Here is an 11,565-nt window from a genome sequence, read left to right on the forward strand (position 1 = left end):
AATGGGGGCTTCCTCCGTGTACGGGACTACTGCTCCCGCGTGTACGGGACTACTGCTCGAGCTCGTCGAGCGCCCCGAGCTGGGCCATCAGCCCCAGCCGGTCGTACTGCCACCAGCCCTCGACGATCTTCCCGTCCTCCTGGCAGCGGAAGATGGTCATGCCGGTCATGGAAACCTGCTTCCCGGTCGCCGGGATGCCCATGAAGTCGCCCGTGTGGGTGCCGTTCCAGGTCCACCGCGTGCAGACGCGATCGCCCTGGGTGATCTGGTCGTCGACGGTGAAGCTGAAGTCGAAGCCGCCGCGCCACATCCTGATCTCGCGGCGCATCGCGTCGAGCCCCAGGGTGTCCTGCTCGTTGGCGGGATCGTGGTCGTGGTAGTTCTCCGCCATCAGGTCGTTCAGCGGCGAGAGCTCGCCCTTGGCGGCCACCGTCTCGAAGAACCTGCGGATGTTGGCCGCGTAGAGCTGCTCGTCACGGACCACGTCAAGATCCGTGAACGTCGGCATCTCGTCGCAGAGAGCCACCATCTCCCGGAAGATCGTGTCGGTCTCGGGAAGGTTCGAGTTCCGCATCGCCTCTTCGTACGACGGGAACTCCACGATCTCGATGATGTGGGACGCGTCGGACCGGTCCTTGCCGACGACGCTGTGCGTCGCGGTCCGCTTCCCCTTGGTCTTCTCGACCCACGTGTCCATCAGCCGGTTCATCTCGTCGAACCGACTGGTCTTGCAGTCGATGAGCTGTACGAAGGTCATGGCGCCGCCTCCGGCCCCCTGGGTCCGGTTGAACACCCTCAGTTTCCCACCGGAGGGACGACACCACCCACCGCACGGCGCCCCCTACTGCGGCCCGTACTTCCGCCCCGTCTTCGACGAGATCCCGCCCAGCAGCGCCCGGGGTGTCACCTTCACCAGGCCCATCAGCGCCTTGTAGCGCGGATCCGGGATCGACAGCGACTTGCCGCGCGCCAGGTCCGCGAGGGCCGTCGCGACCAGCTTGTCCGCATCGAGCCACATCCAGTTCGGGATGTTGTCCGTGCCCATCCCGGCCCGCTGGTGGAACTCGGTGCGCACGAAGCCCGGGCACAGCGCCATCAGCCGTACGCCGCTGCCCGCGAGGTCCTTCGCCGCGCCCTGTGTGAACTGCACGACCCAGGCCTTGGACGCCCCGTACGTACCCCTGGGCATGAACGCGGCCACGGACGCCACGTTGACGACCCCGCCCCGGCCGCGCTCCCGCATCGCCTCGGTCGCCGCCGACGTCAGCCGGAGCACCGCCTCGCAGTGCACCTTGAGCATCTTCAGCTCGTCCGCCATCGATACGTCGAGGTAGCGGCCCTTGTTGCCGAAGCCCGCGTTGTTGACCAGCAGGTCGACCGAGTTCTTGCGGTCGCCGAGCCGCTTCGCCACCGCCTCGATGCCCTCGTCGGTAGCCAGGTCGGCCGTCAGCACCTCCGCCTCGATGCCGTGCCGGTCGTGCAGTTCGGTGGCCTGCTCCCGCAGCCGCTTCGTATCCCGCGCCACCAGCACGAGGTTGTGCCCGTCAGCCGCCAGACGCCGCGCGAAGGCGGCGCCGATGCCCGCGGTCGATCCCGTAATCAGAGCCGTTGTCATGGCGCAAGGTTAGTGACCTGACCAGGCGCCGGCGCCCCCGCCACCCAACGCGCGACCACGCTCCATGACTTCCCCGTACCGGGGCCCACCCGTCGCTACCCGGCGTACTTCGCCGCGTACATCTCCGCCGTCGCCCGGGCCTGCGGATGCAGCGCCTCGCCCGCCGCCAACAGCCTTGGCAGCAGCTCCCGTTCGGTCGTTACGGCACGGAACTGAAGGGCGACGGTGATGTCGTGGTCCGGTCGGTGCACGATCTCTATCGGGTCGCCGGAGCGGATCTCGCCGGGCTCGACCACCCGCAGATACGCGCCGGGCGCGGCCTTCCGCGTGAAGCGTCTCACCCAGCCCTTCTCGCCGAGGTGCTCCTGGAAGGTCTGGCAGGGGATGCGCCCGCAAGTGACCTCCAGGACGAGCCCGGAGCCGATGCGCCAGCGTTCGCCGATCAGCGCGCCGGACACGTCGAGCCCCCGCGTCGTGAGGTTCTCGCCGAACACGCCGTTGGGCAGAGTCCGCTCGAGCTCGCGCTCCCAGTCGTCGAGGTCCTCGCGCGCGACCGCGTACACCGCCTGGTCGTCCCCGCCGTGATGGCGCGTGTCGCACACCGCGTCACCGGCCACTCCGCTCGCGCCGACACCCTTGGGCCCCGGCGCCGTCACCCGTACGGTCCCGTCCACCGGCTGTTTGTCGATGCCGGTCACGCCCTCCGGCTGGTCCGTGTACGGGACGGCCCGCGCACGGCCCACATTCAGCGACAAAAGCTTCATGCCCGGACGCTAAGCCATCCGAGGCCAAAGCGTCGACCCAGTATTCGCCGCCGTCCCCAAGACACGCTTATACTCAAAGGGTGATCGAGGCCCGTCATCTCCGTGTACTGCGCGCCGTCGCCGCCACCGGCTCCTTCTCGGCGGCCGGGCGCGAGCTGGGCTGCACCCAGCCCGCCGTCAGCCAGCAGATGAAAGCTCTCGAGTCGTCCGTGGGTACACCGCTGCTCATTCGCACGGGCCGCGAGATGCGCCTGACGCAGGCCGGCGAGGCCCTGGTCAAGCACGCGGCGAGCATCCTGTCCGGTCTCACGGCCGCCGAGGAGGAGGTCGCCGCGATCGCGGGCCTGCGCGCGGGCCGGGTCCGGCTCGTCTCCTTCCCCAGCGGCAGCTCCACGCTCGTACCGACGGCCCTCGCCGCGCTGCGCGCCGCGCACCCCGGCACCCGCGTCTTTCTGGAGGAGGCCGAACCGCCCGAGTCCGTGGAGAAGCTCCGGGCCGGCGACTGCGACATCGCGCTCGCGTTCCGGTACGAGGGCGCGGCGGGCGTCGAGGAGTGGGACGACCTGGTCGTACGGCCCCTGTTGACGGACCGGCTCGTCGCGCTGGTGCCGGAGCGTCACCGGCTCGCGAGGGCGGAGTCGGTCGCGATCGGCGAGTTCGCCGCGGAGTCGTGGATCGCGGGCTGCCCGCGCTGCCGTGGGCAGTTGGTCGAGGTCTGCCGCGGCGCCGGCTTCGAGCCCCGTATCGACTTCGCCACCGACGACTACCCGGCCGTGATCGGCCTCGTCGGCGCGGGGCTCGGGGTGGCGGTGCTCCCGGAGCTGGCGATCGAGTCCGTACGTCCCAAGGGAGCACGCACGGTGACGGTGGAGCCCGCGGTACGGCGGGAGATCGTGGCGCTCACGCTTCCGGATCTGGCGCAGGTCCCGGCGGTGGCGGCGACCCTGGACCGGCTGGCGCTGGCGGCGGCCCGGTAGCGGGTCCGGGGCGGAAAGTCCGGTGGCGGGGTCGGGAAGAAAGGCCAGGTGGCGGGGCCGGGGGAGAAAAGTGGGGGGCACGCGTGCGTGCCGGAGATGCAGAAACGTTCCTTCAGTTGTTCGAGGCGTGACCGCTTCCATGGGCCGTCGCCGAGACCAGCCGGTTGCGTGCCCGCCCCATGAGCTCTTCGCGCTCGTCCTCGGTCAGCCCGCCCCACACCCCGTACGGTTCGCGCACCGCCAAGGCGTGCGCCGCGCACTCCGCGCGTACCGGGCATCTCATGCAGACCTCTTTGGCCGAGTTCTCACGAGCGCTCCGTGCCGCACCGCGCTCGCCCTCGGGGTGGAAGAAGAGCGAGCTGTCGACCCCGCGGCAGGCCGCGAGGAGCTGCCAGTCCCAGAGGTCCGCGTTCGGACCGGGAAGGCGGGAGAAATCTGCCATTGCGTGTCCCCTTGTTGCCGTTCTGGGCTGCTCTGTGGCCACCGACCGTACATCTACGATCTAAGGAGATGAAAATATGACTCATTGCGAATCTAGCCGCAGACACCAGCAAATAGGAAGAAAACAGGCTGAATGGGGCATAGGTTGTGATGAAAGGTTGTGGGTCCGTTGTGCATGTCTGCACTGTGTCCGCACCCTCACGTAGAGTGCCGAAGGCGACTTGCCGCCCCGTAACTCTTTCGAGTGACCATCGTTGAGAGGGTGAGGCGGTTGAAGGAACAAGCGCTCGGGCAGACGGCAGTATCCGTCGGCGAGTGTCGACCGCACAGGTGACGATTCGTAACCAGCCTGGAGGCTCAAGGTGACGCGCATCAGCTGCGGAGGGCGGCCATGACATCCGTCCTCGTCTGCGACGACTCCCCGCTTGCCCGAGAGGCGCTCCGCCGCGCGGTCGCGACCGTGCCCGGCGTCGAGCGTGTGACGACGGCGGCCAACGGCGAGGAAGTCCTCCGCCGCTGGGGTGCCGACCGTTCGGACCTGATTCTGATGGACGTACGCATGCCCGGACTGGGCGGCGTGGAGACGGTCAGGCGGCTGCTGTCCGCCGACCCCGGTGCGCGCATCATCATGCTCACCGTCGCCGAGGACCTGGACGGCGTGGCGCTCGCCGTCGCCGCCGGTGCCCGCGGCTATCTGCACAAGGACGCCTCCCGCGCGGAGCTGCGTGCCACCGTCACGCAGGCGCTCGCCGACCCCACCTGGCGGCTCGCGCCGCGCAGACTGCGGTCGGCGGAGATGGGCGCGGCGCCCACGCTGACCGCGCGTGAGATCCAGGTCCTCGAGGGCATGAGCCACGGCCGTTCCAACGCGGAGATCGGCCGTGAGCTCTTCCTCTCCGAGGACACGGTCAAGACGCACGCCCGGCGGCTCTTCAAGAAGCTCGGCGCCTCGGACCGCGCGCACGCCGTGGCGCTCGGGTTCCGGTGGGGTCTGGTTCGGTAGGTGAGCCGCCCCGGGGGTGTTTCGGCAGTGGCCCCCGCCCGCCGTCCGGCGGGTGGGGCCGGGCCCTCAGAGAGAGCCTCTTCGATGCCCGATCCCGGTTTCCCGGCGGATGCCGCATCCTTGAGGTGTGGAGTTCCTCGGGGACGAGTCGGTCGAGCGGAAGGGGAGGGCGCAGGAGATGAGTTCCAGCGCACCTACTCATAACGCTTCGGTGCACAACAACGGACGCGGTGCCACGGATCGGACGACGCCAAGGCACCATGGACCGATGCGCGACGACGAGACGACGGTGATCGGTGCGCTCGTCCATCGCGCGGTCGACGGCGACGAGCAGGCCACGCACGACCTGCTCGCCCATGTACACCCCCTCGCGCTGCGCTACTGCCGCACCCGTCTGTCCCGGCTTCCGGGTGACGCGCGGCACTTCGTGGAGGACCTGGCGCAGGAGGTCTGCGTCGCGGTACTCCTCGCGCTGCCGCGATACAAGGACACCGGACGCCCCTTCGAAGCGTTCGTCTTCGCCATCGCCGCGCACAAGGTCGCCGATCTGCAGCGCGCCGCGATGCGCCACCCCGGGTCGACGGCCGTCCCGTCGGACGAGATGCCCGAGCGCCCCGACGACTCCCTCGGCCCCGAAGAGCGCGCCCTGCTCAGCAGCGACGCCGAATGGGCCAAGAAACTCCTGGCCAACCTCCCCGAAAACCAGCGCGAACTGCTCCTCCTGCGCATCGCGGTGGGCCTCACGGCCGAGGAGACCGGCCAGATGTTGGGAATGTCACCGGGGGCCGTCCGGGTGGCCCAGCACAGGGCCCTGAGCCGGTTGCGGGCGTTGGCGGAGCAGTAGGGGCAGGCCGCCGGGGCGACGGGGTCGCGCCGAGGGTTATCTCGGTGGGGACGCTGCGGTTTCTACGTGGAGCCGCTGCGGGTCTCTGCACGGAGGCACCCCGCGTCGTCGCCCCGCCCTGCTCCTGGAGTCGCTCTGCGCCGTGGGCGTCCTGCGTCGTCGGGCCGTCGTGCTGGAGTCGCTCTGCGCCGTGGGTTCTGCGTCGTCGGGCCGCCCTGCTGCTGGAGTCGCCCTGTGCCGTAGGCGTCCTGCGTCGTCGGGCCGCCCTGTTGCTGGAGTCGCCCTGTGCCGTGGGCGTCCTGCGTCGTCGGGCCGCCCTGTTGCTGGAGTCGCCCTGTGCCGTGGGCGTCCTGCGTCGTCGGGCCGTCGTGCTGGAGTCGCTCTGCGCCGTGGGTTCTGCGTCGTCGGCCCGTCCTGCTGCTGGAGTCGCCCTGTGCCGTAGGCGCCTTGCGTCGTCGGCCCGCCCTGCGCCGTGAGGCCCCCCCGCTCCGTGGGCCGCCCGCTGCGCAGGGACCCCCTGCTCCGGAGGGTCGCCCCCGCTTCGCTGACCGCCCCCATCCCGGCGGGCCCCCGTTCCGTAAGGCAGCCCCGGCGTCTCAGCCCGTTTCCCGCCGAGGCGGCAGTGAATTTCCCGTCGCAACGGCGCGAAGCCGGACGGCGCAGCCCGGCGGTGCCGAACCCGTCTCAGCCGGGACGACTGGATTTCCCTCGGTCAGCCATGGACCAGCCAGCCGGAACCGGCGCCAACTGGCAGTAATAGTCCCAGATCAGCCGGGATCGGCCCGGGATCACCCGGGGCTCCAGCCCGGTCCCGGCCCAGGGATGAACGGCCAGAACTCCCTCCCCGTACGAACCTACGAAGCCATAGGGCAACCCCCACCATGGAATGAGAGAGCCTTGCTTCCCGTTAGCATGGACATCCGCACCGATCAAGGCCATTTGGGGAAGGTGTCATGACTGCCAACGTCGACGGAGTGCCCGCCAAATTCGCGACACTCGGGCTGACCTACGACGACGTGCTGCTGCTGCCGGGCGCGTCGGACATGGCGCCCGACCAGATCGACACCGCCTCGTACATCTCGAAGAACGTGCGGGTGAACATCCCGCTGCTCTCCGCCGCCATGGACAAGGTCACCGAGTCCCGGATGGCGATCGCGATGGCCCGCCAGGGCGGCGTCGGCGTGCTGCACCGCAACCTGTCCATCGAGGGCCAGGCCAACCAGGTCGACCTGGTCAAGCGCTCCGAGTCCGGCATGGTGACCGACCCGATCACGGTCCACCCGGACGCCACGCTCGCCGAGGCCGACGCCATCTGCGCCAAGTTCCGCATCTCCGGTGTGCCGGTCACCGACGGCAACCACAAGCTGCTCGGCATCGTCACCAACCGTGACATGGCCTTTGAGACCGACCGCTCGCGCCAGGTGCGTGAGGTCATGACGCCGATGCCCCTGGTCACCGGCAAGGTCGGCATCTCGGGCAACGACGCCATGGAGCTGCTGCGCCGCCACAAGATCGAGAAGCTTCCGCTGGTCGACGACGCGGGCGTCCTCAAGGGCCTCATCACGGTCAAGGACTTCGTGAAGGCCGAGAAGTACCCGAACGCGGCCAAGGACGGCGAGGGCCGCCTCCTCGTCGGCGCGGCCGTCGGCGTGGCCGGTGACGCCTTCGAGCGCGCCCAGGCCCTCATCGAGGCGGGCGTCGACTTCATCGTCGTCGACACCGCGCACGGTCACTCCCGTCTGGTCGGCGACATGGTCGCCAAAATCAAGTCGAACTCCCACGGCGTCGACGTCATCGGCGGCAACATCGCCACGCGCGAGGGCGCCCAGGCCCTTATCGACGCGGGCGTCGACGGCATCAAGGTCGGCGTCGGCCCGGGCTCGATCTGTACGACCCGAGTGGTCGCCGGCATCGGCGTACCGCAGGTAACGGCCATCTACGAAGCGTCGCTCGCCGCCAAGGAGGCCGGTGTCCCGGTCATCGGCGACGGTGGCCTGCAGTACTCCGGCGACATCGCGAAGGCCCTGGTCGCAGGCGCCGACACGGTGATGCTGGGCTCGCTGCTCGCGGGCTGCGAGGAGTCCCCGGGCGAGCTGCTCTTCATCAACGGCAAGCAGTTCAAGTCGTATCGCGGCATGGGCTCCCTGGGCGCCATGCAGTCCCGTGGCGAGCAGCGTTCCTTCTCCAAGGACCGCTACTTCCAGGAGGGCGTCGCCTCCGACGAGAAGCTCGTGCCCGAGGGCATCGAGGGCCAGGTGCCCTACCGCGGCCCCCTCTCCGCGGTCGTCCACCAGCTGGTCGGTGGTCTGCGCCAGTCGATGTTCTACGTCGGCGGCCGCACCGTTCCCGAGCTGCAGGAGAACGGCCGGTTCGTCCGCATCACCTCGGCGGGCCTCAAGGAGAGCCACCCGCACGACATCCAGATGACGGTCGAGGCACCGAACTACAGCCGTAACAAGTAGCGCTAAGCGCGCTTCACGCGCGCGTGAAGTACGTCCAAGGGCGGTCCCGGAGGTTCCGGGGCCGCCCTTGTCGTAGGTGTCGGGGATACTGGGAGGCGCAGAAGCGAAGAGGGAAAGGCCACACACGTGACTGAGATCGAGATCGGGCGCGGCAAGCGCGGCCGCCGGGCGTACGCCTTCGACGACATCGCCGTCGTCCCGAGCCGCCGTACGCGAGACCCGAAGGAGGTCTCGATCGCCTGGCAGATCGACGCCTACCGCTTCGAGCTGCCCTTCCTGGCCGCTCCGATGGACTCGGTGGTCTCCCCGGCCACCGCGATCCGCATCGGCGAGCTGGGCGGCCTCGGCGTCCTCAACCTCGAAGGCCTGTGGACGCGGTACGAGGACCCGCAGCCGCTGCTCGACGAGATCGCCGAGCTGGACGCGGACACCGCGACTCGCCGCCTCCAGGAGATCTACGCGGCTCCCATCAAGGAGGAGCTGATCGGGCAGCGCATCAAGGAGGTGCGCGACTCCGGCGTCGTCACCGCCGCGGCCCTGTCCCCGCAGCGCACGGCGCAGTTCTCCAAGGCCGTCGTGGACGCGGGCGTGGACATCTTCGTCATCCGCGGTACGACGGTGTCGGCGGAGCACGTCTCAGGTGCCTCCGAGCCGCTGAACCTGAAGCAGTTCATCTACGAGCTGGACGTTCCGGTGATCGTCGGCGGCTGTGCCACGTACACCGCCGCCCTGCACCTGATGCGTACGGGCGCGGCCGGTGTCCTCGTCGGCTTCGGCGGCGGCGCCGCGCACACCACGCGCAACGTCCTGGGCATCCAGGTCCCGATGGCCACCGCGGTCGCCGACGTGGCCGCGGCCCGCCGCGACTACATGGACGAGTCCGGCGGTCGCTATGTGCACGTCATCGCCGACGGCGGTGTCGGCTGGTCCGGCGACCTCCCCAAGGCGATCGCCTGCGGCGCCGACTCCGTGATGATGGGCTCCCCGCTCGCGCGCGCCACCGACGCGCCCGGCAAGGGCCACCACTGGGGCATGGAGGCCGTCAACGAGGAGCTGCCGCGCGGCAAGAAGGTCGACCTCGGCACCGTCGGCACCATCGAGGAGGTCCTGACCGGCCCCTCGCACATCCCCGACGGCTCCATGAACTTCTTCGGCGCCCTCCGCCGCGCCATGGCCACCACCGGCTACAGCGAGCTCAAGGAGTTCCAGCGCGTCGAGGTGACGGTCGCGGACTCCCAGCACAAGCGCTAGCCCGTACGTCAGCTCGTACGACACGAAAGGGCCCGGCCACCGCACGGTGGCCGGGTCCTTTCGTACGCCGCTCTGCGGTTACTGACCGGCCTTCTTGGCGCTGGAGAACGCCACGTACGCGGCGATGGCGAAGAAGACGAAGGTCAGCGGGTCGGCCTCGGACTTCCAGGCTTCCTGGACCACGTCGAAGTGATTGAAGAACACCTCGTTGAAGCCGACGCCGTAGTCCTTGGCGCCGATCATGGCCTCGCCGACCAGCTGGCCGAGGTAGACCGAGGCGGCGGACAGGACGACGCTGACGATCGGCAGGATCGGATTGCGGCCGCCGACGCGGCCCGCGGCGAGGCCGATCAGGAAGCCGACACCGACGGCTGCCCAGCCGATCTCGTGCTTGGTGACACCGATGATGACGCCGTAGACGCCCGCGGCGACCAGGGCGGCACCGACGGCGGCGGCGAGGCCGAGCCCGAGGTTGTCGCGCGCCGGGGCGGCCGGGGCGACGGGCGCCATCGGGAAGCCAGGCTGGGGCGCGCCCTGCGGGACACCCTGCTGCGGGAAGCCGGACTTGTCGGCGTCCTGCTGCGGGGCGGCCGGCTGGCCGGGCTGGCCCGCGTACGGGTTGTCGACCGGTGGGCCGGACGGCGGCGGTGTCGACTGACTCATGTGGTTTCCCCCCAGGGAAGTGAGCGCACCTGTGGAGTGCGCAAGGGACGTGAGCGCACAACTGCGGGCGCCCGGGAAGCGGGCGCACTCGTGTGCGGGAGCTGCCGCACATTAGCAGGCAGGAGTGACAACCGGTGAGGAGATTTCGGGGAGGTCAGAGCCGGTGCGCCGCCCCCGTCGGGGTTGCTCCCCTTGTGTCCAGGAGGAGTTGGGCCTTCACGGACAGACCTTGCAGGTCGTACGTGCGGTGCTGCTGGAGCAGGATCGTGAGGTCGGCGTCGGCCGCTGCCTCGTAGAGGGAGTCCGCGCGCGGGACCGGGCGCCCGAGGACACTCCAGGCCGGGACATGCGGGTCGTGGTAGCTGACGGACGCGCCGAGTTCCAGCAGGCGGACAGCGATCTCGTGGGCGGGAGTGCCCTGTTGGTCAGCGAGGTCCGCCTTGTAGGTGACGCCGAGGAGGAGCACGCGCGCGGCGCGGGCTGATTTGCCGTGCTCGTTGAGGAGCGTGGCGGCGCGCTGGATGACGTACTGCGGCATGTGGTGGTTGACCTGCTGGGCCAGTTCGACCATCCGGAGGGTGCGTCCCGAGTGGCCGTTGAGGTCCTGGGCGATTCCGTGTCCGCCGACGCCGGGTCCCGGCCGGAAGGCCTGGAAGCCGAACGGCTTGGTCTCGGCGCAGCGGATGACGTCCCACAGGTCGACGCCCAGGTCGTGGCAGAGCACGGCCATCTCGTTGACGAGGGCGATGTTGACGTGCCGGTAGTTGGTCTCCAGGAGTTGCACGGTTTCGGCTTCGCGTGGTCCACGCGCGCGTACCACCTTGTCGGTGAGGCGCCCGTAGAAGGCGGCGGCCGACTCGGTACAGGCGGGAGTCAGGCCGCCGATGACCTTGGGGGTGTTCGCGGGCGTGAAGTCGCGGTTTCCGGGATCGACCCTGCTGGGCGAGTAGGCGAGGTGGAAATCGCGCCCCGCGCGCAGCCCGGAGCCCTCTTCGAGGAGCGGGCGGAGGAACTCCTCCGTGGTCCCGGGGTGCACGGGCGACTCCAGGATCACCGTCGTGTGCGGACGCAGCCGCGCGGCCAGGGTGCGGGCAGCCGCCTCCACCTGGCCGAGGTCCAGCGCGCCATCGGCGCCCCGGGGGGTCGGCGCACAGATGACGGCGGTGCGGACGCGGCCGAGTTCGGCGGGGCTGGTGGTCGGCCGGAAGCCGCTGGAGAGCATCCGGCGCAGTTCGGCGGGGGTGAGGGAGCCGCCCTCCGGCCCCGTTTTGTAGCCGAGCGTGGGGATGCCGGCGGCGACGGCGGCCTGGGCCAGCGGCAGGCCGAGATGACCGAGTCCGATGACGGCGAGATCTGCGGGCATGGCGTGGGCCGTCCTTCCCAATAACCGAAGCGGGACAGGTGCGCAAGCCCTGTGGACAGGATGGACGAGCGCAATGTCACACTAGGAGTAAATATGACCGAGTTGCTGGATTGTTCGACTGTGATTCCTTTCGAGTCGCCGAGAGTTGTCCACAGGCTGAGGGTGGGCAGTGGCCGAAGGCG

The 11,565-nt window shown here is 69.8% G+C and carries 11 protein-coding genes; 5 read left to right on the top strand and 6 right to left on the bottom strand.

Annotated elements, in window-relative coordinates; all coding sequences use genetic code 11:
• Positions 1-49 precede the first annotated feature (49 nt).
• The 3 genes from AB0D27_RS05710 to AB0D27_RS05720 form a co-directional block, all read right to left on the bottom strand.
• Entirely contained in the window at positions 50-757 is a 708-nt protein-coding gene (locus AB0D27_RS05710) for an ester cyclase (protein WP_362502461.1), read from the bottom strand.
• An 84-nt stretch (positions 758-841) separates the two neighbouring features.
• A complete protein-coding gene (locus tag AB0D27_RS05715) occupies positions 842-1,615 on the bottom strand; it encodes an SDR family oxidoreductase (RefSeq protein WP_362502464.1) in 774 nt (257 codons plus the stop codon).
• A 95-nt stretch (positions 1,616-1,710) separates the two neighbouring features.
• Complete coding sequence (locus AB0D27_RS05720; protein WP_362502467.1) at positions 1,711-2,379, bottom strand: MOSC domain-containing protein; 669 nt, start codon at positions 2,377-2,379, stop codon at positions 1,711-1,713.
• A gap of 80 nt (positions 2,380-2,459) precedes the next feature.
• Here AB0D27_RS05720 and AB0D27_RS05725 point away from each other — a divergent pair, with 80 nt between their 5' ends.
• Positions 2,460-3,356 carry a LysR family transcriptional regulator gene (locus tag AB0D27_RS05725; RefSeq protein WP_362502470.1) on the top strand — a complete coding sequence of 299 codons (897 nt, stop codon included), beginning with the start codon at positions 2,460-2,462 and terminating at the stop codon, positions 3,354-3,356.
• Positions 3,357-3,468: 112 nt separating this feature from the next.
• Here the strand turns inward: AB0D27_RS05725 and AB0D27_RS05730 are convergent, their stop codons facing one another.
• Positions 3,469-3,798, bottom strand: a complete 330-nt coding sequence (locus AB0D27_RS05730; protein ID WP_362502474.1) for a WhiB family transcriptional regulator — start codon at positions 3,796-3,798, stop codon at positions 3,469-3,471.
• 390 nt (positions 3,799-4,188) lie between these two features.
• Between AB0D27_RS05730 and AB0D27_RS05735 the strand changes: the two genes are divergently transcribed.
• The 4 genes from AB0D27_RS05735 (at position 4,189) to AB0D27_RS05750 (ending at position 9,357) form a co-directional block, all read left to right on the top strand.
• On the top strand, positions 4,189-4,800 hold the full coding sequence (locus AB0D27_RS05735) for a response regulator transcription factor (RefSeq protein ID WP_003948568.1): 612 nt from the start codon (positions 4,189-4,191) through the stop codon (positions 4,798-4,800).
• Positions 4,801-5,068: 268 nt separating this feature from the next.
• Complete coding sequence (locus tag AB0D27_RS05740) at positions 5,069-5,644, top strand: sigma-70 family RNA polymerase sigma factor (protein WP_060901477.1); 576 nt, start codon at positions 5,069-5,071, stop codon at positions 5,642-5,644.
• Between the two features lie 953 nt (positions 5,645-6,597).
• Entirely contained in the window at positions 6,598-8,106 is a 1,509-nt protein-coding gene (gene guaB / locus AB0D27_RS05745; protein WP_362502477.1) for an IMP dehydrogenase, read from the top strand.
• 126 nt (positions 8,107-8,232) lie between these two features.
• Entirely contained in the window at positions 8,233-9,357 is a 1,125-nt protein-coding gene (locus tag AB0D27_RS05750) for a GuaB3 family IMP dehydrogenase-related protein (protein WP_362502480.1), read from the top strand.
• A gap of 78 nt (positions 9,358-9,435) precedes the next feature.
• On the opposite strand, the gene AB0D27_RS05755 is transcribed toward AB0D27_RS05750, so the two are convergent.
• Together AB0D27_RS05755 and AB0D27_RS05760 are read right to left on the bottom strand one after the other, a co-directional pair.
• Positions 9,436-10,020 (bottom strand): hypothetical protein, encoded by a 585-nt coding sequence (locus tag AB0D27_RS05755; RefSeq protein ID WP_362502483.1) that lies wholly within the window; start codon positions 10,018-10,020, stop codon positions 9,436-9,438.
• A 154-nt stretch (positions 10,021-10,174) separates the two neighbouring features.
• Positions 10,175-11,383 (bottom strand): nucleotide sugar dehydrogenase, encoded by a 1,209-nt coding sequence (locus AB0D27_RS05760; protein ID WP_362502486.1) that lies wholly within the window; start codon positions 11,381-11,383, stop codon positions 10,175-10,177.
• Positions 11,384-11,565 lie beyond the last annotated feature (182 nt).

It is taken from the genome of Streptomyces sp. NPDC048415 (assembly GCF_040651675.1).
In the GTDB taxonomy this organism is placed as follows: domain Bacteria; phylum Actinomycetota; class Actinomycetes; order Streptomycetales; family Streptomycetaceae; genus Streptomyces.

Coding starts and splice junctions, on each gene's coding strand:
- AB0D27_RS05710 (WP_362502461.1), bottom strand. CDS start 757: ATGACCTTCGTACAGCTCATCGACTGCAAGACCAGTCGGTTCGACGAG.
- AB0D27_RS05715 (WP_362502464.1), bottom strand. CDS start 1,615: ATGACAACGGCTCTGATTACGGGATCGACCGCGGGCATCGGCGCCGCC.
- AB0D27_RS05720 (WP_362502467.1), bottom strand. CDS start 2,379: ATGAAGCTTTTGTCGCTGAATGTGGGCCGTGCGCGGGCCGTCCCGTAC.
- AB0D27_RS05730 (WP_362502474.1), bottom strand. CDS start 3,798: ATGGCAGATTTCTCCCGCCTTCCCGGTCCGAACGCGGACCTCTGGGAC.
- AB0D27_RS05735 (WP_003948568.1), top strand. CDS start 4,189: ATGACATCCGTCCTCGTCTGCGACGACTCCCCGCTTGCCCGAGAGGCG.
- AB0D27_RS05740 (WP_060901477.1), top strand. CDS start 5,069: ATGCGCGACGACGAGACGACGGTGATCGGTGCGCTCGTCCATCGCGCG.
- guaB (WP_362502477.1), top strand. CDS start 6,598: ATGACTGCCAACGTCGACGGAGTGCCCGCCAAATTCGCGACACTCGGG.
- AB0D27_RS05755 (WP_362502483.1), bottom strand. CDS start 10,020: ATGAGTCAGTCGACACCGCCGCCGTCCGGCCCACCGGTCGACAACCCG.
- AB0D27_RS05760 (WP_362502486.1), bottom strand. CDS start 11,383: ATGCCCGCAGATCTCGCCGTCATCGGACTCGGTCATCTCGGCCTGCCG.